Origin of the sequence: Singulisphaera acidiphila DSM 18658 (assembly GCF_000242455.2) — a bacterium.
GTDB lineage: Bacteria > Planctomycetota > Planctomycetia > Isosphaerales > Isosphaeraceae > Singulisphaera > Singulisphaera acidiphila.
Genome location: NC_019892.1, coordinates 2416834 through 2441412, shown reverse-complemented (window position 1 = coordinate 2441412; position 24579 = coordinate 2416834). Strand labels below are relative to the sequence as shown.

12 protein-coding genes and 1 tRNA gene are annotated in these 24579 nt (G+C 62.3%); 9 read left to right on the top strand and 4 right to left on the bottom strand.

From position 1 onward, the window contains the following. Nucleotides 1-22 precede the first annotated feature (22 nt). A complete protein-coding gene (locus SINAC_RS09595) occupies nucleotides 23-526 on the bottom strand; it encodes a hypothetical protein (RefSeq protein ID WP_020465611.1) in 504 nt (167 codons plus the stop codon). 368 nt (nucleotides 527-894) lie between these two features. Between SINAC_RS09595 and pglW the strand changes: the two genes are divergently transcribed. From pglW to SINAC_RS09555, 8 genes are all read left to right on the top strand, one after another. After that, on the top strand, nucleotides 895-5136 hold the full coding sequence (gene pglW, locus SINAC_RS09590; protein WP_015245486.1) for a BREX system serine/threonine kinase PglW: 4242 nt from the start codon (nucleotides 895-897) through the stop codon (nucleotides 5134-5136). 2 nt (nucleotides 5137-5138) lie between these two features. Then, nucleotides 5139-8792, top strand: a complete 3654-nt coding sequence (pglX, locus tag SINAC_RS09585; RefSeq protein WP_015245485.1) for a BREX-2 system adenine-specific DNA-methyltransferase PglX — start codon at nucleotides 5139-5141, stop codon at nucleotides 8790-8792. A 341-nt stretch (nucleotides 8793-9133) separates the two neighbouring features. Then, a complete protein-coding gene (locus SINAC_RS40785) occupies nucleotides 9134-9388 on the top strand; it encodes a hypothetical protein (RefSeq protein WP_174377929.1) in 255 nt (84 codons plus the stop codon). Next, on the top strand, nucleotides 9385-9783 hold the full coding sequence (locus tag SINAC_RS09575; RefSeq protein WP_015245483.1) for a type II toxin-antitoxin system VapC family toxin: 399 nt from the start codon (nucleotides 9385-9387) through the stop codon (nucleotides 9781-9783). The genes SINAC_RS40785 and SINAC_RS09575 overlap by 4 nt, the downstream gene beginning before the upstream one ends. Nucleotides 9784-10053: 270 nt before the next feature. After that, nucleotides 10054-13761, top strand: a complete 3708-nt coding sequence (locus SINAC_RS09570; protein ID WP_015245482.1) for a DUF6079 family protein — start codon at nucleotides 10054-10056, stop codon at nucleotides 13759-13761. Continuing rightward, the gene (pglZ, locus tag SINAC_RS09565; RefSeq protein ID WP_015245481.1) at nucleotides 13758-16448 is read left to right on the top strand and encodes a BREX-2 system phosphatase PglZ; all 2691 of its coding nucleotides are present in this window, start codon (nucleotides 13758-13760) and stop codon (nucleotides 16446-16448) included. The genes SINAC_RS09570 and pglZ overlap by 4 nt, the downstream gene beginning before the upstream one ends. A gap of 3 nt (nucleotides 16449-16451) precedes the next feature. Then, nucleotides 16452-17771: a BREX system ATP-binding protein BrxD gene (brxD, locus tag SINAC_RS09560; RefSeq protein ID WP_015245480.1), complete on the top strand. Its 1320-nt coding sequence runs from the start codon at nucleotides 16452-16454 to the stop codon at nucleotides 17769-17771. Nucleotide 17772: 1 nt separating this feature from the next. Beyond that, nucleotides 17773-19881: a DEAD/DEAH box helicase gene (locus SINAC_RS09555; RefSeq protein ID WP_015245479.1), complete on the top strand. Its 2109-nt coding sequence runs from the start codon at nucleotides 17773-17775 to the stop codon at nucleotides 19879-19881. A gap of 289 nt (nucleotides 19882-20170) precedes the next feature. Here SINAC_RS09555 and SINAC_RS09545 read toward each other — a convergent pair whose 3' ends face one another. The 3 genes from SINAC_RS09545 to SINAC_RS09535 all read right to left on the bottom strand — a co-directional run bounded on the left by SINAC_RS09545 (nucleotide 20171) and on the right by SINAC_RS09535 (nucleotide 22597). After that, a complete protein-coding gene (locus tag SINAC_RS09545) occupies nucleotides 20171-21049 on the bottom strand; it encodes a DUF5677 domain-containing protein (RefSeq protein WP_015245477.1) in 879 nt (292 codons plus the stop codon). A gap of 32 nt (nucleotides 21050-21081) precedes the next feature. Further along, nucleotides 21082-22410 carry a tyrosine-type recombinase/integrase gene (locus SINAC_RS09540; protein ID WP_015245476.1) on the bottom strand — a complete coding sequence of 443 codons (1329 nt, stop codon included), beginning with the start codon at nucleotides 22408-22410 and terminating at the stop codon, nucleotides 21082-21084. A gap of 104 nt (nucleotides 22411-22514) precedes the next feature. Beyond that, nucleotides 22515-22597, bottom strand: a tRNA-Leu gene (locus tag SINAC_RS09535). Between the two features lie 555 nt (nucleotides 22598-23152). Between SINAC_RS09535 and SINAC_RS09530 the strand changes: the two genes are divergently transcribed. After that, the gene (locus tag SINAC_RS09530; protein WP_015245475.1) at nucleotides 23153-24433 is read left to right on the top strand and encodes an MFS transporter; all 1281 of its coding nucleotides are present in this window, start codon (nucleotides 23153-23155) and stop codon (nucleotides 24431-24433) included. Nucleotides 24434-24579: the final 146 nt, after the last annotated feature.

The following is a 24579-nucleotide window of genomic DNA, read 5'->3' as shown; positions in this document are numbered from 1 at the left end:
AGCCGTTCTTTGGGCCATAAGCTCAGCAGGCCCTCTTCGAAATGGGGAGGCCAGGTCCCCGAGCGGCAGGCAATCCGGACCTTGAGACGATCCCTAGGATCACCTCGACTACCCTCGGTAGGTAAAGCCGGCACTCATCGAGGCTATCGAGGTACAGGTGGAGTGTCTTGCCGCTCGCATGCCAGCCTTCCCACGCTTTACCCTCGAAGACCTCTCGGATCAATTGGGTTTCATCCCCAAACTCCGCGAGATCCGCCCAGATGATCTCATCGCCTGAGTCCCGGACTCCCTCTTCAATACGCTCACGGTCGGCCGTCAGCGCGGTTGTCTTGCCCATGCCGGGTTCACCGAGCATCACGAGGCAGTCTTGGTCCATAACCTCCAAGAGCCGGACCAGGTCGGGGTTTGACTCTGTGTCGAAGTCGGTGTGCTCGGGATCGCGAAGGAAGCCATCGGCCTCGAGGTGGATGTGACTGTCTCGCCGATACCAATAACGATCCTGAAAAGTCCGCCGAGGTTGGCTCATCGCGTCGCCCCTCCCGTCCGCAGCGAAGTTGGGACGTCTCTGAGTAGGTAGAATGGAGACTCACATGGGACCCGGCTGATCACTCGGCAATCGTGAGTTCGATTCCTGCCAGCGTGGCTTGTCCACCCGTTTGACTCTGGTTGGTTTCGAGCTATTCTTGCTCGCCCGGTCCATTGGTTACCCGTCGGCTTGGTCGTGGCCAGGCGTGGAGTCCCTTCCTGGTTCTTGGGCCTCCCGCGTGATAGGATAGCATTCCTTCCGAGTCGTGGTGGTGCCCTGCATCTTTGCACCTCGAGTAAACGCTAACCCACGATTCCTTCAGGGTTTAATCCTATGGCACCGCATCCGAGCGGGCGTCCTTTACGACCATGATGAAGACGCGATGGAACACGATCACCCCGTCGCAGTATTCGTGGGAGCGGGCCGCGCTGGACTTTGTCCGCGAGGGTTTGCCCGACCACGATCCGTATCGGGCCTGGTCAAATTTCGAGTTCCAGGCGGATGGCGGGGCGATCTATGAAGTCGATTTGCTCGTCCTGACCAAACAAGGCTTCTGGCTCGTCGAGTGCAAAGGTTGGAATGGGAGGATTACCGGGGACTCGGGTTCCTGGACTCGATCCGACGGCGGTCGGCCCAAATCGGAGGACAATCCGGTCCTGCTGGCCAACCGCAAGGCGAAGGCCCTCTCGTCCCTCCTCAAGGCGCAGTCGTCCGTCGCCAAAGTGAAGGTCCCCTGGCTCGACGCCCTGGTCTTCCTGTCGGCGGACGAGGTTCAGTGCGAGCTCACCGGCCCCGCGAGAAATCGGGTCTGCCTCAAGGATCGACCGGCTCACGAAGGCCGTCCCGAACGCAAGAGCGTGCTTGCCGCCTTGCTGGAGCGCGACTGTCCGGGCGTCGATCCTGACCTGCGCTCGACCATCGATACGAAGGTCGCCAAGGCCTTATCCCGCGCGATGGAGCAAGCGGGAATCCGCCCGTCGCAACGGGCTCGCCGGGTGGGTGACTACGTGCTCGGCGGTCTGATCGCCGATGGCATCGGCTATCAAGACTGGCTGGCCAAGCATGCCTCCTTCGAGGATGTCCACTGCCGGGTGCGGCAGTATACGGTCGCCCAGGCGTTGTCGGAGGAAGAACGCCAGCGACTGCGGCGGGCGGCGGCTCGGGAATTCCAGATCATCCAGACGCTTGATCACCCGGGGATCCTGCCCGTCCTCGACTACAAGGAGCACGAGAACGGCCCCGCCCTGCTCTTCCGCTACCTCGACCCGAACGCCATCCGATTCGACCAGTACCTGGCGACGAACGCCCACAAGCTCACGACCGACCAGCGGCTCGACCTCCTGCGCCAGGTCGCCGATGCCGTTCGCTACGCCCACCGCAAGCGGGTGATTCACCGGGCACTCAGCCCGCAGAGCATCCTGGTCACGGACGCGGCCTCTTCGACGCCCCGGCTGCAAATCTACAACTGGCAGGTGGGTGTCCGGGAGACGGCCTCCACGTCGGCTCGAGCAACCGAGGTGGAAGATCTGGTCGAATCACAAGCCTTCGTCTACATGTCGCCCGAGGCGATCGCGGATGGGCGGAAGGTCACCGAGGCGTCGGATGTCTTCTCGCTGGGGGCAATCGCGTTTCACCTGTTCGCCTCGCGCCCCCCTGCCAGCAGTCCGGCCGACCTGGCGAGAATCTTGCGGGAACAGAAAGGGCTCAGCATCTCCTCAGTCCTCGACGGTGCGGGGGCCAAGCTCGAAGAGTTGATCCAGTGGAGCACCCACCCCGACGTCCTGACCCGCATCGGTTCGGTCGAAGACTACTTGACGCTGCTCGATGATGTCGAGGACGAGCTGACCGCGCCCGCCGAAGCCGTCGTTCTCGATCCCTTGCAGGCTAAACGGGGTGACCGGATCGAACAAGGATTCGTCGTCCAGCGCGTGCTCGGCCAGGGTGCGACGGCCGTCGCCTTGCTCGTCACCAAGGGTGACGAGGAGTTCGTCCTCAAGGTGGCGATCTCCGAGGAACAGAACGCCCGCTTGCACGAAGAAGCCGAGGCCCTCCGGTCGATCCACAGCGAATTCATCGTCGCCATCGTGGATGAACTCATCATCAATGGCAAGGCCGTGCTCGTCTTGCAAAAGGCGGGCGACAAGACCCTCGCCGCCATGCTCCGGTCCGAGGGTGTGCCCGGTCTGGAGATGCTCGCTCGCTATGGCGATGACCTGCTCTCGGCGGTTTCCTCGCTGGAACGCCATGGGGTCGCCCATCGCGACATCAAGCCGGACAACATCGGGATCCGTTCGCTGACGAAGCAGCGCAACCAGCTCATCCTCTTTGACTTCTCCCTGGCCCAGGCCCCCCTCGACAACATCCGGGTGGGCACGTCCGGCTATACCGATCCATTCCTTATCAACCGGAAACCCAAACGCTGGGATCTCGACGCCGAGCGCTACTCGGCGGCGACGACCTTGTACGAGATGACCCTCGGGACGGGCGTGCTCCCCCAGTGGGGAGACGGGAAGTCCGACCCGGCGATGACCGACGCCGAACTGCGGATCGACGCCGAGAAATTCGATCCCAGCGTCCGCGAAGGCCTGGTCAAGTTCTTCTTCAAGGCGCTGGACCGTGACCCCACCGGGCGGTTCCACAACGCCGACGAGATGCGCTGGGCCTGGCAGCAAGTCTTCCAGGGGGCGGAAGAGCGGAAGATCAAGACGCCGAGCGGCGAAGAGGTCGACCTCCGGGTCACCCTGGAACAGGCCGACCTCACGACGCCGGTCGCCGCCCTGGGCCTGAGCTCCCGTGCCCAAAACGCCCTGGAGCGGGCCAACATCCTGACGGTCCGCAACCTGCTGGAACACCCGATCGGTGACATCCACCTGATGCGCGGGGTCGGCAACCAGACCCGGCGTGAGATCATCGACTTCCTCACCAAGCTGCGGGGCCGCTTCCCTAGCGTCGAGGCGACGTCCACCAAGGACCAGGGATCACCGGACGAGTCCTCGGGGCCACCCGGCCTCGAACTGATGGAGCATCGGATCGTCGGGATCAAGATCCCCAAGAAAGATGCCGAATGGCAGATCCGCACGGCCCTGCTCGGTGTCACGGTGGCGGACTCGCAGCCGCCCGACAAGTGGCCCAGTCAGTCCGACGTGGCCGACGCGCTCGGCCTCTCCCGCGCCCGTGTCGGCCAGATCGTGATCTTCGACCGGAACCGCTGGAGCAAAGACCCGGCGGTCACATCCTTCCGCCACGAACTCTGCGAGCAGATCCAGCGCCTCGGCGGGATCGTCACCATCCCCGAGATCATCGACCTCACGATCCTGCTCCGCCCTCCCGCGAGCCTACTTGAACCCGGCCGGCAACAACGGATGGCATCGGCCGTGGCGCGGGCGGCGGTCGAAACCGAGACGTCGATGACAGTCCCCCGGTTCCAGATCCGCCGGATCGGCAGGAAGGTCGCCGTCTCCTGCTCCCAGGAACTGGCCGTGTTTGCCGAGGAGCTTGGCCAGAAGGCGGACGGGCTCGCCGCGACCGACCCCCTGCCCCCGCCATTGCGGGTCTTCCAGGAGCTCTACGAGGTCGCTCAGCCGCAGCAGCCGCACGGCTGCCAGCCCTTCGGTAACGAACGCCTCCTGAAGCTGGCGGCGGCCATGAGCCGGAACGCCGCCGTCTCCTCGCGCCAGGAACTCTATCCCCGCGACATGGCGGCGGAACGTGCCTTGCGGCTGGGGATCGGGGCACTCTCAGGCCTGGGGCTTGGCGAAGGCGACGACGGCTTCACTATCGAGCAGATCCGCGATCGCCTGAAGAGTCGCTACCCCGAGGCCGATCCCCTGCCCGGCCGCCCGGAGCTCGACGACCTCCTCCGGAGAGTGGGGCTCGACGTCCGCTGGCACCCGCACACCTCGACGTACCACCGGCGTGAAACGTCGACCCTCGCCACCTCGGGCTCATCCATCCCCCTCCGTCGAACCACGGCGACCTCCAACCGCAAGGTCGAGATCACCCCTGATCTGGCCGAGGCTCGGCAGTTCGAGGAGCGACTGAGCCACGCCTACGACGACGGCGGGTTCCTGGTTCTCACCGTCCGCCCCAGCCGGATGCGCCGGTGTGAAAACGAGTTGATGCGACGGTTCCCCCTGGAACGGGTCTCCTTCGACGCCCTCCTGTTCGACGCCCTTCGCGATGAGGCCGACGAACTAGAGATCGACTGGTCGATCGTTGAGGAAGCGGATGGTGCAGACCGTTCCAGTCAGGACTGGAACAACCTCATCAGTCTCGTCGCTCGAGTGGCCCCTAAGCTCACTGCTGGACTGTGCGACCGCCGCCAACACCTACTCATGGTCCATCCGGGGCTGGCAGCTCGCTACGATCAAATGACGGTCCTGGAGACGTTGCGGGACAAGGTGGGCCACGACGTCGCCTGTCCCGGTCTATGGTTACTTGTGGCGACGGACTGGCAGCACGACCTCCCCATGCTCGACAACGCTGAGATCCCCCTGATTACGCCAGGACAACGGTCGAGGGTCTCCGAATCCTGGATCGACAACCTACACCGGGGCCATGCGAACGGAGCAGCCACTCGTCCCGTTGCTTCTAGGAAGGGAGGCGTCTAAACATGGTCTATATTAAGACACTGCTCCCCGAACTCAGGGGGGTCGTCAAGGATCTGGCCGAAGACCTGCTTGTCCGATCGATGACCGATGCCGAGAGCGACGCCGGGCTGAGGGAAGCGCATCGGAAGATCAAGGAAAGTGGGCGCACGGCTCAGTCTTTCGAAGAGTGGCGTGACGACTATCTCGATCAGGTCGCCGTGGCTTGGGTGCTCGCCTGCGTCTTCGTCCGTTTTATGGAGGACAACGACCTCATCAACGAGCGTTGGATTGCCGGTGAGGGGGAGCACGGCAAGATGGCTGAAGGGGAGCACGAACTCTTCTTCAGGAGTCATCCTCACGACACCGATCGGGAATATCTCCACCATGTGTTCGTGGAGGTGCGTAAGATCCCGGCAGCGGCCGAACTCTTCGCTGAGGGGAAGACACCGCTGTGGGCCCTGGCACCGAGCGGCGATGCGGCGAAACGGTTGCTTGAGTTCTTCCAGGAAGTTGATGCGGAGGTGGGCGGCTTGAAACGCTCGTTCGCCACCGAAAAGTGGGACACTCAACCCATCGTCGACGTGTACGAGAAGTTGTCTCCGCAGGCCCGGTTCCTCGGAGATCTGTATCAAGACCTCTCGGAGCATGCTCGCAAGAAGTTCGCCCTTTTACAAACGCCGGTCTTCGTCGAAGAGTTCATCCTCGACCGGACGCTGACGTTTGCCCTCGACGAGTTCGGTCTAGATGGCTTGCGGATGATCGATCCAGCCTGCGGATCGGGGCATTTCCTTCTAGGAGCATTCGATCGTCTATTTCACGAGTGGATGAAGCCGGAGCATGGAGTCAATAACAAGGTCGTCGCCGCCCAAAATGCCCTCGACGGTGTTTGGGGGGTGGACATCAATCCGTTCGCCGTCGCTATCACCCGATTCCGATTGCTCGTGGCGGTCGTGAACGCTTGCGGAATCAAGAAGCTGAATCAGCAGAATTATTCTTGGAAGCTCCATCTCGCCACTGGCGACAGCCTGCTTTGGGGCAGCAAGCCAAGCTTCAACGGCGAGCGAGTACCAATCAAACGGCAAGGAAATTTTTTCGAGGAAGTAGATCGGATCTATGCCATCGAAGAACTCGCCGCCCTTGATGAAGTCCTGGGACAAGGATATCACGTCGTCGTTGGCAATCCGCCGTACATAACGGTGAAGGACAAGGCGCAGAGCGAAAAATATCGAGAATTGTACAGCGCCTGTCACCGGCAATACTCGCTTGGGGTGCCTTTCACTCAACGGTTCTGGGAGCTGGCGATTCGCAAGGGGGAGCGAATCAATCAGGACAGTGAGACAGTGAGTTCTGGACCGGGTTACGTTGGAATGATCACCGCCAATTCGTTCATGAAGCGGGAATTTGGCAAGAAACTGATAGAAGAGTTTTTCCCCAGGGTCGACCTGACGCACGTACTCGACACTTCCGGGGCGCACATCCCCGGTCATGGCACGCCAACTGTAATCCTGTACGGACGCAGTCGTAAGCCTGTTAGCGATACGGTGCGAGCCGTGCTGGGCATCAAGGGAGAGCCAACTACTCCCGACGATCCATCCCAAGGGCTGGTTTGGCATTCGATCCTCAGCCAGATCGACCGGGCGGGTGCCGAGGACGAATTTACCTCGACGACGGAGGTGCCAAGAAAGACTTTTGCCTCTCATCCTTGGAGTATCGGTGGAGGCGGGGCGGCTGACCTAAAGGAGATTCTTGAACTCTCAGGTTCAATACTAGCGGATGCCGTGGATCTCATTGGCTTAATGTTCATGACACGTGCAGATGATATTTATTTCGCTGACAGGGCATCCCTGATTCGGGCAGGTGTGAACGTTACTAACATCGCCAGCGATGTGGAAGGTGACGCCATCCGTGACTGGACCATCTCGACCATCGAATCAGTGCTGTACCCCTACGATGATCAATTGCGGCCGGTGAGAGAGCAAAGCGACTCTGGTGTTATAAAATTTCTTTGGCCCTGCCGTGTAACTTTGTGGACACGTCGTGAACCAAACGGAGACCATCGCCAAATTGGTCTCACTTGGTACGAATGGAGTAGATTCCAGAAAGAGCGATTGCGCACGCCACGTACAATCGCTTTTTCAAAAATTGCCACTCACAACCATTTCGTATTAGACAGGGAACGCCAGCTCTTCAACTGCTCGGCTCCGATCATCAAGCTCCCCGCCGACGCAACCGAGGACGACCACCTCGCCCTGCTCGGCCTGCTCAACAGCTCCACGGCGTGCTTCTGGATGAAGCAGGTGATGTCGGGCAAGCACAAAGGGGATGGCGGAGAAGCTCATGCCGATCCCGCATATCAACGGTTTGAGTTTACCGGAACGCAGCTCCTGAACTTCCCCATCCCGGAACAACGCCCCCTTGATCTCTCCCGGCTATTCGATGGCCTGGGCCAGAAGTACAACGTTTCGCTCCCCAATGCGATCGTGCAACGCGGCATACCCACTCAGGCCGGTCTGGAGGAGGGCCGGGCGACGGCGGCTTGTGTTCGGGGCCGGATGATCGCCCTGCAGGAAGAACTCGACTGGGAGTGCTACCGGCTCTACGACCTGCTCAGCGACGACCTCCGATACATCGGCAACGACCTACCCGAAATCCGGCTGGGAGAGCGGGCCTTCGAGATCATCATGGCCCGGCGGATGGCCGAAGGCAAGTTGCAGACGACGTGGTTTGTGCGGCACGGCTCGACGCCAATCACCGAGATCCCGGCGCATTGGCCCACCGCCTACCGCACGCTCGTCGAGCGACGTATCCGGGTCATCGACACGATCAAGGAAATCGAACTGATTGAGCGGCCCGAGTACAAACGCCGCTGGAATACCGAGCCTTGGGAGGAACAGGAGCGGCGGGCCTTGAAGGGCTGGCTCCTCGACCGGCTGGAGTCGCCCCGTTACTGGCCGAACGTGGAGCTGCAATCCACGGCCCAACTCGCCGACCGGGCCAGCGGCGATCCTGAGTTCCTGCCGGTGGCGGCGCTCTACCGTGGCCGCCCCGACTTCGACGTGACCGCCCTGGTGGCCGAACTGGTCGAAGCCGAGGCCGTCTCGTTCTTGCCTGTCCTACGGTACAAGCCCTCAGGACTTCGCAAGCGTGAGGTCTGGGAACGCACCTGGGCTCTCCAGCGGAAGCAGGACGCCGGGGGAGACGTGGGTGACATCCCTGTCCCGCCCAAGTACACCACTCCGGACTTCCTGAAGAACGACTATTGGCGACTCCGGGGCAAGCTCGACGTGCCCAAGGAGCGATGGATCAGCTACCCGCACCTCCAGACCGAGAGCGACCCCAGCCTGGTTGTCGGCTGGGCCGGCTGGGACCACCTCCAGCAGGCAACCTCCCTCGTCGCCTACTACGACGCCCGCAAGCGGGAAGGCTGGGACAACATGCGTCTGTCCCCCCTCCTGGCCGGCCTCGATCAACTCCTGCCTTGGATTCACCAGTGGCATCCTGAGATCGACCCCGAGTTCGGCGACACGGCGGGCCAGTCGTACCAGACCCTGCTGGAGAACGACTCCCACGAACTCGGCCTGACCCTGGACGACATCCGCAACTGGCAGCCTCCCGAGAAGGCCCGGAAGGCCCACTCGCCTCGCAAGAAGAAGTCCTTGGCGGAGGATGCCGAATGATTCCGCCGAACTCGACGCCAAGCTCAAGGAGAGAATCGAGGCAACCGGCGGGAATTGTATCGCTCCATCCCGGAAGGCTCGGTTGAGACGGTCGCTGATACAATTCAACCGAGAGAGAGGCTCCCGGTGGGAATTACGTAAATCCGATTCAGGAAGCCGAGTTTATTCCAATTTTTACGCAATTCAAAAGACACGAAAATCCGCAACCCACTCATGTAAAACGAGTTGCAATTATCTAACAGAAAGAAACCGGTCCTTTGGAGTCAGTCCCCTTAAGTGAGGACCTCAATGGAGCGAGTCCCTCACCAGAGAGCGAACCCCACGATCAAAAGGAGCGGACCATGACCCGAACCATTCACGGCCGAGTCCACGGCAAGACCATCGAACTCGACGAAGACCCCGGCGTAGCTGAAGGCCAGGAAGTCGAAGTGCAGGTGACGTTGATTACACGCTCGTCCCGGCAGCCAGGTGAGGGCTTTCTCCGCACTGAGGGTGCCCTGGCTGACGATACGGAATGGGATGACATCATGGAGGAAGTCCATCAGGCCCGGAAGCATGAACGGCGGCCTCCAACCCCCGACCTCGGAAACACATGAACTTCCTCCTGGACACGGACACCTGCTCGGCCCACATGCGGAGGCCGGCGCAACTGGCTCATCGGTTCATCCAGCACATCGGCCAGCTCGCTATCTCTAGCGTCACGCTAGCGGAACTGTATGCCGGGGCGTACAAGCACTCACAGGTGAACCGGCTTCTCGCCCTGGTCGCCGACCTCCTGCAAGAGGTCCACGTGGTCGACTTCGATCCGGCCTGCGCCCACACGTTCGGCCAGGTGCGTGGTACGCTGTGGCAACAGGGTATTTCCGTCCCGACCGCCGACCTGATGATCGCCTCGGCCGCCTTGGTCCACAACCTGACCCTCGTGACCCACAACACGGCGGATTACCAGTACATACCCGGCCTCCGGCTCGACGACTGGCTCACTCCCTGAAGCGGTGCCACGAGAGACAAGCTCATCCTGATCAGCGAACGTCGGAATCCTGCTTCCAGAGAGGCGCCGGCAGATGATCGGGGACGAAATGCAGGGCCAGGAACATCAGACTCAGACAACACTGAGCGAGTCGAATTAGTCTTGGTTTTAGTTTTAGCGGCTGACAGACATTTTTTGTAATCGATTCCAAACTAACAAGTTGCGTAAAACTAATCCCGTTTTCGATTCGAGACGAATCGATCGATCGCAAGGGGGGAGTGGGAAACGATCATGCCCGAGCGGCTCATCAGCGAGCTTCTGATCCTTCCGGAGCGAGTCCGCAAGGGGGACTTCGTCCTCAACCTCTCCAAAGGGGTCACCGATCCAAAGAAGACGCTCGAGGACTACGTCGTCACGCCCCAACTCGTCGAGTGCTTCGACGACGCCCTGGGATTCATCAGCTCGGCCGTCGACGCGGTCAACAGCAAGGCGTGCTACCTGCACGGGAGCTTCGGCGCAGGTAAATCCCACTTCATGGCCGTGCTCCACCTGCTCCTGAAGCACGACGCCGACGCGCGGTCGTTACCCGATCTTGCCAAGGTCTGCGCCAAGCACAGTTGGGTCGAGAACAAGAAGTTCCTGCTCGTGCCGTACCACATGATCGGCGCCCGGAACATGGAGACGGCGATCCTCGGCGGCTACGTCGATCACGTGATGGAGGCCCACCCCGGCGCCCCCCTGCCCGGTGTCTACCTGGCCGACGAGATCTTCAAGAACGCCGTACAGTACCGCCAGCGGCTCGGGGACGAGAAGTTCTTCGAGGACCTGAACCAGGGGCAGAAAAACCCCGGCAGCGCGGGCTGGGGCAAGATGGCCAAGGGCTGGGATGCACCCCGGTTCGAGGCCGCGATGGAAGCGCCCCCGTCCAGCCAAGAACGCAGCCGGCTGGTTGGCGACCTTGTCCAATACATCTTCCCCGCCTTCAAGGGGATCGCTCAGGGGAAGGACGAAGCCTACGTCGACCTCGATGTGGGCCTCAGCATCATCAGCGCTCATGCCAAGTCGCTTGGCTATGATGCCCTGATTCTGTTCCTTGATGAGTTGATCCTCTGGCTCGCCACCCACTCGGCCGACCTGGGCTTCGTCCAGACCGAGGGGAACAAGCTGGCAAAGCTGGTCGAGTCCCGCAAGTCGGACCGCCCTGCCCCGATCATCAGCTTTGTGGCCCGCCAGCGGGACTTGCGCGATCTCATCGGCGACAACGTGACGGGAGTCGAGCAACTCAACTTCTCGGACGTGCTCGCTCACTGGGAGGGCCGGTTCCACACGATCACGCTCGAAGATCGCAACTTGCCGCTCATCGCCCAGAAGCGGGTCCTGCGGCCCAAGAACGACGTGTGTGCGGCCGAGCTGAACGAGGCCTTCGAGAAGACGGCCCAGGTGCGCCAGGAGATCATGGAGATCCTGCTCACCAGGGAATCGGACCGGGCGATGTTCAAGCAGGTGTATCCCTTCAGCCCGGCCTTGATTCAGGCGCTGGTCGCGGTGTCGAGCGCGTTGCAGCGGGAACGGACCGCGCTCAAGATCATGCTCCAGCTCCTGGTCAATCGCCGGGACACGCTCCGGCTCGGCGACGTCATCCCGCTCGGCGACCTCTGGGACGTGGTGGCGCACGGCGACGAGGCGTTCACCGACGTGATGCGGGTGAACTTCGAGAATGCCAAGAAGCTCTACCAGGCCAAGCTCCGGCCCTTGCTCGAGCAGCAGCATCAAGTCGACCTGGAGGTGGACCGGGAGCGGGCAGCGGACAGCGAGGAGGTTGCGGCCCGCCTGCGGCTGTTCGAGAACGACGATCGGTTGATCAAGAGCCTGCTCTTGTCGGCTCTCGTCCATGGGGTCGAGGCGCTCAAGAACATGACCTGCATGCGGCTCGCCGCGCTCAATCACGGCTCGATCCGATCGCGGATTCCGGGCCGGGAGCATCAGGTGGTCGCCCAGAAGTTCCGCACCTGGGCGGGGATGGTGGGCGAGATCCGGGTCGGCGAGGAGCCGACCAATCCGACCGTGTCGATCCAGCTCTCGGGGGTCGACACCGAGGGGATCATTGAGGCCGCCCGGGTCTACGACAACCCCGGCAACCGCCAGTTCAAGTTGCGGCAGATGCTGTTCAAGTCGATGAACGTCCCCGAGCAGGACGAGATGTATATCTCGCACGCCTTCGTCTGGCGGGGAAGTCGGCGGTCCTGCGACGTGCTGTTCACCAATGTCCGGTCCTTGCCCGACGACTCGCTGCGCTCCGGGGATGAGTGGAAGCTGGTCGTTGACTTCCCGTTTGACTCCGAAGGGCACTCCCCGATCGAGGATCTGGATCGGATCAACAAGTTCCGGAACAAAAAGGAGAAGCCGCGGACCCTGGCGTGGCTCCCCTCGTTCTTCTCGCCTCGAACCCAGACGGAGCTTGGCAAGCTGGTCATCATCGAGAGGCTGCTCCTGGGCAACAACCTCGACCAGTACGCCCAGCACCTCTCGCTCCAGGACCGGCAGACCGCCCGGCTATTGCTCCAGAATCAGCAGAGCGCCTTGTCTCAGCGACTCGTCCAGGCGGTGGAAGCGGCCTTCGCGATCCGCTCCGAGCCGACCCCGGGAACGCTCGACGACTCCTACGACATGTCGGAGTCGCATTTCCAGTCGCTTTACCCGACGCTCGTGCTCCAGCGGCCCGTCGGGGCGAACCTCGGTGAGGCCCTCGAGCATCTGCTCGACCAGGCCTTAACGCACCAGTTTCCCAAGCACCCCAAGTTCGGCCAGGAGATCAAGCCTGGGAAGGATCTCCGGCAGGTGCTGGAGGTCTGCCAGGAGGCGACCCGGACGCCCGACGGTCGAGTCTTCGTCGAGGATAAGGCCGTCCGCCAGAAGCTCCGCAATGTCTGCAACCCGCTCGAGCTCGGGACGATGTCCGAGACGCACTTCGTCCTCACGAACTTCTGGAAGAGCCACTTCAATCGCTTGCTGGCGGCGTCCGACCAAACCCACCCCACGGTGGGCGAACTGCGGAAGTGGATGGACCAACCCGAGGAACGCGGGCTCCCTCGTGAGATCCAGAACCTGCTCATCCTTGTCTATGCCGATCAAACCAATCGTTCGTTCATGCGCTACGGCGGGAACTACGCGCCGAGCCTGGACGACCTGCCCAACGAGCTGGAACTTCTGGAACAAAGCCTTCCCGACCTCAAGGATTGGGAAGGGTCCGTGACCCGCGTGGCCGAGATCTTGGGGCACGCGGTCTCCAAGCTCCTGAACGCCTCGAACCTGGCGACGCTGACATCGAAGGTAAACGAGAGCCTCAAAGAGTACCGCCCCGACTGCGATCGACTCGCCGACCGGCTCCAGGTCGTGCTGAGTCACCTCAACCTCGCTGAGGGCGACGTCGCTCAAGCGGATCGGGTGAAAACCGCGAAGGCCGTCCGAGAGTTCCTCGCCTCATGCGACGGAAAAGAGGCCACGAAGCTGGTTGGGGCCATCGCCCGAGCCACGCTGGAAACCTCGAGCACGGCGATGGGGAAGAGCCTCAAGTCGGCGGCAGCGGTCTTGAACAGCCTGAACAATACGCGATGGGATCTCTTCACGGCGGTCTCGGACATCCACGGCGATCGGGCTGACGAGGCGGCAAGGCTCATCAAGGATGTCGTCACCTGGCTGAAGACCGACGAGCACGCGCTGGCGAGCGGACTGGCCTCCAAGTTGTCCGACGCCGAGGGGCGGGCCATCCAGTTACTCACGCCTCCCAAGGTGGCTAAGCCGAAGCCACCAATCCAGCCTGATCCCAAACCCACTCCAGCGCCTGGCCCGAAGCGATGGACGCCGATTGGGTCGGGTCAGCAGGATCGAATGACCGCAAAGGATTGGGACTCGAAGTCTCAGGAATTGCTTGAGAAATTGAAGGCGAATCCTCGCTCTCGCCTCACGATCGACTGGACGCTCGAGGAGGAGTCGGAATGAGCGTCGGAGCCCTGAGCTCGCAGCAGTTGCGGTCCATCGTCGAGGAGAAGTGGCTGCGGGACGAAGACGCGCTGGCCGTCGGCCTGCACGTCAGCGTGCCTTGGCTCGGCCCGACCGAGGTGGAGTTCGAGTTCGGCAAGGCCCAGGTGGTCCGGGCCGACACCGTGTTCCAGGTCCGGCAGGCATTGCGGAACGCCGAGCGAGACCAGAGCCGGATCATCTTGCTGACCAAGCTCCAGCAGGCCGACCTGGGACATGATGTCGTCGCCCGCTTGGCGCGTTGCCGCCTCTTCGCGATCGACCACTGGGCCAGCCTCTGCGCCCTGTTCAAGGCCAAGGAACTCGACCGTTCGATTTGCGACCCGGCCCTCGCTCAGGCCCTGATCGAGTATGCTCCGCCGGACGGCTATCCGCCGGTTTCGGCGGGGATTCTCGACGGTGGGACGGTCTGGAGGGCGATCAGCCGCCACGTTTTTGACATGGGGGAGAGCGAGCCCGACCTGGTGTCGCTCCTGCTCTGGGCCACCACGAAATCCGGGGCGAGTCGCTACTTGAATGCCTCGCCGGAGCTGCGGACCAGCCTGCGCGACCGCCTCGTGGCCAGCCTGGGGGATGCCGCCGACTCGATTTTGAAGTTCATCGAGAGTGGCGCCGGGGGCGATGCCCTCGCTCTGGCCGTCGTCTGCCAGGTGGTTTACGGCGATGGCAAGAGTTCGACGCTGGAAGCCGCCGCCGCCCGGATGGAGCAATACCACGGCAACACGCCGATCCCCCCGTCGATCGGACGCTGCCTGGGTCGACTCGTCACCGACGCCGTTGCCGACCTGGACCGCAGGGACGATGCTCGAAGCGCCCACCAGCATTTGCAGCGTGCCGATGAGTTGCTCCGCCAGTTCCGGTGTGACGCTCATGCCGATCGCAATCGGTTGACGCAACTTGGATTCGAGCAACGGCTGGCCCGGTTCGGAGCCCAGGTCGAAGCCACCATCAGCTCGCCGAGCGAGGAGACGATTCAGGGATGTGAACGGCTCCTGGGTGAGATCAACGAACACCGTGTCGCCAAGCTCGGCCGACGACATGACCAAATCTCAAGGGTCATGATGGCGCTGAGGCTCGTCCGCTGGCTCGCTCGCCCTCTGCCGACTTGCGGGTCGTTCCCCGAGTTCACCCAGACGTACCGTCGGGACCTGGCCTTCGTGGACTGGGCACGGGAGTTGATCGGCCGGGGTGATGAGGTCGTTGGCCTTTCTCGAGCCTATCAAGTCCTCGATCGGGCGGTCCTGGAGCGGAGGGAGCAGTTCAATCGGCCTTTCGCCGAGTCCTTGGCGGACTGGACTGCCGTGGGCTCGGATTCCGCAGGGGCCTTGGGCGTCGAGGATGTGCTCGGCCAGGTCGTCGCCAGGGTGGTCGAACCCGGCAATCGGGTGCTTCTGGTCGTCCTCGACGGCATGAGCTGGGCGATCTGCCACGAGCTCCTCGACGACATCCGGCAAGAGCACTGGTCCCAGGCCACTCTGGACGCGGCCGCGCTCCCCCCCTTGCCCGTCGTCGCCGCGCTCCCGAGCGTCACGCAAGTCTCTCGTGCCAGCCTCCTCTCGGGGACGCTGACGAGCGGAGATGCGGCGGTCGAGACCCGGAACTTCGAGTTGCACCCGGTCCTCAGGCACGTTTGCGATAAGAAGTATCCCCCGGTGCTCTTTCATAAAAAAGAAGTGACCGAAGGGGCGCGGGGAGCGATCGGCGAGGATCTGTCCAAGGCAATTCTGTCTCTGAACCTTCGGGTCGTGGGCGTGGTCATTAATGCCATCGACGACCGGCTCTCCAGTGCCCAGCAGATCCGGGACGACTGGACGATCCACCGCATCAGCCCCCTCGGCTCGCTCCTCAAGCTGGCCCGGGACACGGGGCGGGTGGTCATCCTGGCCAGCGACCACGGTCATGTCTGGCACCGGCCCGATGCGCGCAACATCCCGTTGCAGACGGGGGGCAGGTGGCGTCCCAAGGCCGACGATCTGGCTGAGGACGAGGTCGCGATTACGGGGGACCGGGTGCAGGCCGGAGCAAGCGGTTCCTCGATCATCGTCCCTTGGTCGGAACGGGTTCATTACGGTGGACCCCAGAACGGATACCACGGCGGGGCGACCCCCCAGGAGATGGTCTGTCCGCTGGTCCTCCTGACCGATCAGAGCAGTGCTTATTCCGGTCTCTACTCGTGCGAGTACCCCAAGCCGGACTGGTGGTCGCCAGCACCGAGCAAGGCTACTGCCGCGGTTGAGGAGACAACCACGGTTATCCTGCATTCGCCGAAGCGTCCCCCGACGCTTTTCGACAACCTACGAGACGAGGTCGACGCGCCGTTGCCCGTCACGAAAAGGCCCGGAGCGTGGATCGACCGGCTGTTTTCCTCCCAGGTATACAAGGACCAGAAGGAACAGATCCGTCGCCACGCCCCGGAGGACGAGGTCGTGCGGCGGACCCTCATCGTCCTGGAAGCAGGAGGCGGCCTCATGACCCCTGCCGCCTTCGCAAACGCCGCCGAGATCCCCGCCGCACGCCTGGACGGGCTCATCGCTCGCATTCAGCGCCTCTTGAATGTCGACGGGTACGAGATCCTCAGCCTCAACCGTAACGAGAATAAGATCGAGCTCAATGTGGTGAAGCTCAGACGACAATTCGACCTGGGTTAACACATGGAAATCAGCCGAGAACGCCGCCGCGAAATCATCAGTGCGCTCCGCAAGGGGACGGTCCCGCAACGGGGCCTCGACTTCCTCTCCGTAGGACTCGGCCGGTTCGAGCCCGTCATGACCGGGGAACTCGCCGACGTGGCCCAAGGGAGCTCGGTGTTCAAGGCAGTCCGGGGCGAGTACGGCTGCGGCAAGACCTTCTTTGGGCGTTGGGTGCAGGAGTACGCCAAGAAGAAGGGATACGCCATCGCCGAGGTCCAGATCTCCGAGACCGAGACACCCCTCCATCGCCTCGAAACAGTTTACCGTCGGGCGATGGAGCAGTTGTCCACGGCCGACTGCTTCCTGGGTGCCTATCGCTCCATCATTGACGGCTGGTTCTACGGCTTGGAGGAGGACATCCTCTCTGAGGGAGAGATCGAGGCCAGCGACCTCGAAGCCTTGGCGCGACGTGCAGACGAACTCCTCGAACAGCGGCTCCTCGAGATCACCCGGGCGACCCCTCAGTTCGCCGCCGCCCTGCGATCGTACCGGGCGGCGCAGCGACGGAACGACCATGCCACCGCCGAGGGGCTTGTCGGATGGCTCGCCGGGCAGCCGCACGTCGCGGCCTCGATCAAAAGAATCGCCGGGATCAAGGGGGACGTGGACCACTTCGCCGCCCTCAGCTTCCTCCGTGGCTTGCTCCTGATTTTGAAAGATTCGGGATTCTCGGGACTCGTCCTCGTGCTCGACGAGATCGAGACGCTCCAGCGTGTCCGGGGCGACGTGCGAGAAAAGGGGTTGAACGCCCTGAGGCAACTGATCGACGACATTGATGGCGGGCGGTTCCCCGGCCTCTACCTGCTGATCACCGGGACGCCCGCATTTTACGATGGCCCGCAGGGTGTCCGTCGGCTGGAGCCGTTGGCGCAGCGACTCCAGGTCGATTTCCAGACCGATGCTCGCTTCGACAATCTGCGGGCCGTGCAGATCCGCCTCCCTGCGTTCTCGCACGCCCGGCTCGTCGAAGTGGGTCTGAAAGTCCGCGATCTCTATGCCCAGGACGCTCAGGATCGCGAACGAATCCTCACGTTGGTGGATGACACCTACGTCGCCGAACTGGCCTCGGCCGTGGCGGGTGATTTAGGTGGCCAGGTCGGAGTAGCACCTCGGTTGTTCCTCAAGAAGCTCCTGGCCGACGTGCTCGACCGGGTCGATCAGCACGCCGACTTCCATCCCCGCCAACACTACCGGCTGACGATCGCCGAGGATGAATTGAACCGTGTCGAGCGTGCCGCCCGCGGTGCCGCGTCCGTCGACGAGATCGAGCTGGACCTCTAATATGTGCGCCTTCGACCAGCTCCACCCGGCGCTCCGGCACCAGGTCGTCAATTCCATGGGTTGGCGATCGCTGAGACCGGTTCAGGAACTGGCGATCGAGGGCGCCCTCGCCGGCGACAACTTGCTCATCCTCGCACCGACGGCGGGGGGCAAGACCGAGGCCGCCTTCTTCCCCCTAATTTCCGAGACGCTCTCGCAGTCCTGGACTGGCTTGTCGGTTTTATACATCAGCCCGATCAAGGCCTTGCTCAACAACCAGAATGAGCGTCTCGAGCGATACTACGGGCTGGTTGGCCGACAGGCGGCGCTCTGGCATGGCGACGTCTCCGCGTCGATCAAGAAGCACACGCTGGCCAACCCACCTGATTGCCTCCTGACGACGCCTGAGTCGCTGGAAGTAATGCTGACATCAACTTCGATCAACCACAACCGGCTGTTCGCTAACGTCCAGGCCGTGGTTGTGGACGAGGTCCACGCCTTCGCTCGAGACGACCGGGGCTGGCACTTGCTCGCCCTCTTGCAGCGAATCGGCCGGCTCGCGGGCCGCGACCACCAACGAATCGGGCTTTCGGCCACAGTGGGCAACGAGGACGACCTACTCACCTGGCTTTCGGCCGGCTCTGGTCGTTCCAGGCGAGTCATCCGGCCGCCCGCCATACCCGAGCCGCCGCCCGAGGTGCAACTCGACTATGTCGGCAACCTCGACAATGCTGCCACGGTCATCGCGGCTTTGCATCGTGGTGAGAAGCGGCTCGTTTTTTGCGATAGTCGATCGCGGGTCGAGCAACTCGCCGCTGAACTACGAATGCGACGAGTCGAGACCTTCGTCTCGCACAGTTCGCTCGGACTCGACGAGCGCCAGCAGGCCGAACGGGCGTTCGCCCAGGGTCGCGACTGCGTGATCGTGGCCACCAGCACGTTAGAGTTGGGGATCGACGTCGGTGACCTCGATCGCGTGGTCCAGATCGATGCCCCAGGTGCAGTCTCGTCGTTTTTACAGCGGATGGGCCGCACCGGTCGCCGGCCTGGCATGGCGCGCAATTGCCTCTTCCTGGCGACCTCTGACGAGAGCCTCCTTCGCGCGGCCGGTCTGATCGATCTTTGGGCCTCCGGCTTCGTCGATCCGGCGACAGCACCGCCCGAGCCGCTGCATATCCTGGCGCAGCAGCTCCTGGCCTTGGCGCTCCAGGAGCGGGGGATCGGCCGGGGCGAATGGCTGGACTGGGTCGGGACGGTCCCTGCCTTCCGTTCAGTGGGGCGCGATACCGTCGATTCGATCGTCGCAGGCATGATCGAGAAGGAGATCCTCTGGGACGAGGCGGGCGTGCTCTGGCTCGGGCGCGAGGGCCAGGACACCTATGGGCGGAAGAATTTCCTCCAGCTGATCTCGGTGTTCACGGCTCCCCCTCTCTTCACCGTCTTACACGGTCGACGCGAGCTTGGATCCGTTGACGAATCGACCTTCTTGACCCGCCGCGAGGACGGACTGCCGGTACTCCTGCTAGCCGGGCGGGCCTGGCGTGTGACCCACCTGGACTGGAAGCGGCGCAGGGCGTACGTCGAGCCTGCCGAGGATGTTGGCCGCTCGCGCTGGCGGGGCGAAGGGCAGTTTCTCTCAGGCGAGCTCTGCGAGGCGATTCGCCGGAACCTGGCTGGAGACGAGATCTCCCCGCGATGGTCGGTGAGAACCGTCAGACGCATGGAGGCTGTTCGCAATGAGTTCCCTTGGCTGACCCGGGATGACGCGACCATGCTCGTCACGTCGGATGGCGATACCACCTGGTGGACGTTCGGCGGCGGTCGTGCCAACGCCGCCCTCGCCCACGAACTGGGGCGACGGACCGGCGACCGGGTCAAGTTTGACAATTTTGCCGTCCGATTCCCAGCAAAGTTCGCTGCGCAAGACGCCGAGACCCAGCTCCGGGGCTTAGCCGATGCAGCCCCAGGCCAGATCGTGCCCCCGGCCGATGAGCAGGCTTTGGACGGCCTGAAATTCTCGGAATGCCTACCCTCCGGACTGGCGAGCCGCGTCGTCCAAACACGACTCTCCGACATCCGAGGCGTGGCTGAGGTGCTGGAACGACCCATGCGGATCGTCCACGAATGCTGAGTACCGTGAACAGCGAGGACCCGCTGGGGAGACTGGAATCGCTGCTGCGGGCGTTGGTCGAGCGGGAGACAATCAAGGACTGGTATTCGACAGAGGAGTTTGGCCGCGTGATAGGCAAAGCGGAATTCACCGTCCGTGAGCATTGCCGCCTTGGGAGATTGAACGCTCGGAAACGCCAATCTGGGATGGGGGGCTCATCCGGCCTGGGTGATTAGCCACCAGGAATTGTTGCGGTATCGTCAATATGGACTGCTGTCGCTTCAATCGGCAATAGACTGATCCCTCGCCGCTAGTCTTCGGGGAATTCGATGCTCATTTCGCCGAGTTTTGTCATGAGGTTTTCCGCTCGCTGCTCGAGGCCAAATCCGAAGCGATCATTCGCTTCCTGGATAATCGTTACCATGACCCTGCTGGCAAAATTTAACGTCGTGGGCACATTCTCCGGGTTTGGCGAAATCATGAAGTGGAAATCATTCAAATCTTCGCACTGCCCGACGACATGGTTCATGGCATCGGCGGCATGGACCCCGCCGGACGCTATCTTGTAAACCGAAGCGTAGATCTCCGAAAACCCAAGGCTTTCCGCGAGATCGCTGACGTGGATCCCGGCGTAACCCTTTCGCATCACGAGCTTCGTCCACGCAGGGCCAAGCATCGTTTTATAATTAGCTACATTCGTTTCAAACCGGCTTTGCGAGCTGGCCGGTACGTCGCATAAAAGGCCGGGAGCTTTTGTGGCACCGTTGAGGATCTTCTGGGCCTGAAAGGCGTCGTTGGCGGCATAGAGCTGGCCGCGAAATGTGGGCGTCAATTGCTTGCCGCCCTCCACGATTAGCGGTTGGCCCTGTACCGTGAGATCGACTTGCTTTCGAAGGAGGAAGCTGACGGCGAGCAAGGTTTCGAACATCATGCGTGCCACACCGTCCGTTGGGTCTCCCAGTCCCATCTGTGACAACTCGCAGACGGCCCGGTATTGCTTGCAAGCCTTCGCCAGCAACCCCATCGCGTTGACGAAGATCACAGGCGGCAGGTCTTCGCTCAAGGTGACCGACCGCTCGGAGGTGAAAATGCTTATGGCCATCTCCAGGATTTCAGAGGCCAGGGCGAATTCCGGCGCAAGCTTCTTCTCGATCGATTTCCTGGTTTCTGACTCATGCGGCAATTGCAAGTGAGCGGCCTCCGTTACAAACTTTCCCGCCTCTACCCGAACACCGCCCCGATCGCCTGCTGCTCCTGATTCGGAATCAAGTGCTGGTAGCGGCGTCGCATCTCGTCGGTCGTATGCCCGAGCCACCTGTCGATTAGCCGTTGGTCGATTCCCTTGGCGGCGCAGTTCGAGGCGAAACTGTGACGGGCGATGTGCCAACCCTTGATCACCTCCCAGCGACTCCCCCTGAGCGACCGCCGTAGGTGGTCATGGGCCTCATCCTTGGTGATCGGGCTGAATCCCGGCGACTCGCGGTCGCTCACCGACTCCAGTCGTCCCTTGACGGTCGAGGATCTCGCGACCTGGCTCTTGTGTCCGGTCGTCCGGCTTCGCTTCTTGCTTCGCTCCACGACGATCCCGTTGCAGAAAAGGAAGGGGCCGCCGGGGTGGACGGCCAGCCATTCCTTGAGCACATTGGCCATGAATGCCGACATAGGGACCCGCCGCGTAGTTCGCTTTCCCCTCGTCCGTTTCTTTTCGTTGATGAGAATTGCCTTGCCTTCGAAATCGATGTCCGCGATCGCGACGCGGAGCAGCTCGCTTCGTCTCGCACCCGTATGGGCGGCAAAGCAGACCATGGGATAAACCCAGGGCAGCGTCGCCGCCTCGCGTACATGGCCCAGCAGTTCTGTCACCTCAGGCAGGGTGAGGAAGAGGGCGTCCCAGAGTTCCTTCTTCTGGTAGTCCGTTGCCCCGACGATACGCCGCTCGATCTCCTCGCGGGTCATGAACGGCGGCTTCTCATCGACCTTGCCGAATCGCAGCCCATCGTTGGGGAAGCGACCCGCGACCAGCCCCATCTTTGCCCCCCAGTTCCACGCAGTGCGGAGCGAGATGATCTCCTTCCTGATCGTGGCCGGGGAGAGGCGACGGCCGCTCAGGCCCTTGGCCTTGGCCCGGGCGTCGATGTACCCCTGCAAGTTGGCCAGTTTCAGCTCGCGGATCGGGAATCGTTCGCCGAGGGAGGCGACCAGGTGCTTGAAGTGGAGCTCGATCCCTTCGACGGTGCGGGGCTCGAGGGAGGGCCGGTGCGTGTCGAGATAGCGGTCGCGGAAGGCAACGAGGGTGAGCACCTTCGTCTCGCCTTCGACGGCACTGGTGATGGCCAGAGACCTGCCGTCGTTCTGCACAAATTCTGCAATGCCGACGCCGGGTGGGAGCTCGATCAGCCGTTGCTTGAGGCGCAGCAGCAGGTAGTCGACTTGAGCCGATTTGGCCTTAGCCTCAGCCTCGGAGACGCGGCCCACGGCGAAGGTGTGCCGCTTGCCGTGATAGATGAACTGGCAGTACCAGCCGTTGCCCTTCTGCTGGAGCGAAGCCATGTCGGCTCTCCGGGCAACGTCACCCCAATTCCAGCCCAGCGTGTGCAGAAGAAGTGCAGAAGGTCTTCGTTCTGCAACTTCAACAAATCGCCGTAAGTCTATAGTACCGAAGGTGGGACTTGAACCCACACGGGTGTTACCCCACCGGATTTTGAGTCCGGCGCGTCTGCCATTCCGCCACTTCGGCAAAGCACTGCAATCGCGGACTGGTTCGAGGCTTACGTCACTTGCAGGCCGCGTTTGCGTCGAGATCACCATGGGATCAGACGATACTGTTCAGCCAAAAACAGCCGAGTCAGCCCGAATGCTCCAGTGTGTTTCGACATGGGAGATTCTACCGACCTGAACTCCTGCCCGCTAGACCTTTCCGAAGAAGTTTGATCGCAGGATTCGGTAACGTCCACCAGCCACCGCGAATTGCCCCTGATGTGGCCAAGACCAGGCACCTCCCGGGTAGGTTCGTGAGTGGCCTTCTCTCGGGTAAGCTGTGCCCTTAAATTACTATTCCGGTAGTGATTGTTTGACAGAACGATCACCACAGCCGTCGCACACGACGTCGTATGAATCGCCACGGGTTCGTCCCGGCACCAACGTTCCCAACCACCGCGTGCCCGAACGGCGAGGCATGGGGGGCAGCCTGAGCCTTTCTCACAGATCGGATTCGCGGTAGCCTTTTCGGGATCGGCTTACCGCGATGCCCATCCGCCCCCGCTCATCACAATCGGCGAGTCCTGAGACCATAATGACCTTCGACCACACTCGCCGCGCCTGCTATGCCGGGTATGTGACTCAGGCCATCGTGAACAACCTCGCCCCCTTGTTGTTCATCATCTTCCAGGCCCGTTACCAGATCCCTTACGAGAGGCTTGGCCGCCTGATCCTGCTGAATTTCGCCACCCAACTGATCACTGATCTCGTTGCGGTCAAGGTGGTGGACCGCACGGGCTATCGTGCGCCGATGGTCCTGGCTCATGTGCTCTGCGTGGTGGGCCTGGTGCTGATGGCGGTCTTGCCGTTCGTGCTGCCGTCGCCGTACCTGGGCCTCTGCCTGGCGATCGTCGTGTATGCGATTGGCGGTGGGCTGCTGGAAGTCTTGCTGAGTCCTATCGTCGACGCGATGCCTACCCCGCCGGAGCATAAGGCCGCCATGATGAGCCTGCTCCACTCGTTCTATTGCTGGGGCCAGGTTGCCGTGGTCGTGGGCACAACTTTGCTGCTGGCTGGGATCGGGCACACCGCCTGGCCGGTCCTGCCGGTAGTCTGGGCGGTGGTGCCGCTGATGAATCTCGTCGCTTTCCTCCGAGTCCCCCTCCCGCAGACGATCCCCGACGAGCACCGCACCTCACTCGGGAAACTCTTCACGGCTCCCGCCTTTGCGGCCGCGTTGGTGCTGATGCTGGGGGCGGGGGCCACCGAGTTGACCATGTCTCAGTGGTCCTCGCTGTTCGCCGAACAGGGCCTGGGGATGCCGAAGATCTGGGGAGACCTCGCCGGGCCTTGCCTCTTCGCAGTGCTCATGGGCATCGGGCGGATCGTCTACGGACTTTGGGGGCAGAAGATCCCGCTGATCCCCGCGATGGTGGGGTGCGGAACGCTTGCGATCGCTTGCTATCTCACGGCGGCGCTCTCGAACAACCCGGTCCTGAGCCTGGTCGGGTGCTCGTTGTGTGGGTTGGCCAGTTGCCTGCTCTGGCCGGGCACGTTCAGCCTCGCCGCAGCACGGTTTCCCCACGGCGGCGCAGCGATGTTCGGGGTTCTTGCGGTCTTCGGCGATGCCGGAGCGGCGGCAGGCCCGTGGCTGGCCGGGGCGGTTGCCGACGCGACCGTCAGTTCCCAAGGCGCATTCAGTGATCTTGCGGACCTGCTACCCGATCTTGGCGACTCCGGTCTCCGCGCCGGGCTGCTCATCGGAACCATATTCCCGCTGACCGTCGTTGTGACAACCTTGGGCTATGGCCTCGCCCGACGCTTTTCGGCCACTCCGAATCGGAGGCTTGCTCAAAGTAGGGAAACTCGACTCTGAGATCCTCCTTGGGATGATCAAATCAGACCGCGAGATCCATGCTCTTGATCGGCGACCCCGTCAACGTTGGGAAGCATTCCCGAGGTTTCGCTGCATTCGTACTGAGCGGCATCCCGTCTCAAAGCCCATGATTTGACGGTTTCCAA

Bases quoted from the DNA above. Each gene is read 5' to 3' on its own strand.
- SINAC_RS09530 (WP_015245475.1), top strand. From the start codon at position 23,153: ATGACCTTCGACCACACTCGCCGCGCCTGCTATGCCGGGTATGTGACT.
- SINAC_RS09595 (WP_020465611.1), bottom strand. From the start codon at position 526: ATGAGCCAACCTCGGCGGACTTTTCAGGATCGTTATTGGTATCGGCGA.
- SINAC_RS09555 (WP_015245479.1), top strand. From the start codon at position 17,773: ATGTGCGCCTTCGACCAGCTCCACCCGGCGCTCCGGCACCAGGTCGTC.
- pglX (WP_015245485.1), top strand. From the start codon at position 5,139: ATGGTCTATATTAAGACACTGCTCCCCGAACTCAGGGGGGTCGTCAAG.
- SINAC_RS09575 (WP_015245483.1), top strand. From the start codon at position 9,385: ATGAACTTCCTCCTGGACACGGACACCTGCTCGGCCCACATGCGGAGG.
- pglZ (WP_015245481.1), top strand. From the start codon at position 13,758: ATGAGCGTCGGAGCCCTGAGCTCGCAGCAGTTGCGGTCCATCGTCGAG.
- pglW (WP_015245486.1), top strand. From the start codon at position 895: ATGATGAAGACGCGATGGAACACGATCACCCCGTCGCAGTATTCGTGG.
- SINAC_RS09540 (WP_015245476.1), bottom strand. From the start codon at position 22,410: ATGGCTTCGCTCCAGCAGAAGGGCAACGGCTGGTACTGCCAGTTCATC.
- brxD (WP_015245480.1), top strand. From the start codon at position 16,452: ATGGAAATCAGCCGAGAACGCCGCCGCGAAATCATCAGTGCGCTCCGC.
- SINAC_RS40785 (WP_174377929.1), top strand. From the start codon at position 9,134: ATGACCCGAACCATTCACGGCCGAGTCCACGGCAAGACCATCGAACTC.
- SINAC_RS09570 (WP_015245482.1), top strand. From the start codon at position 10,054: ATGCCCGAGCGGCTCATCAGCGAGCTTCTGATCCTTCCGGAGCGAGTC.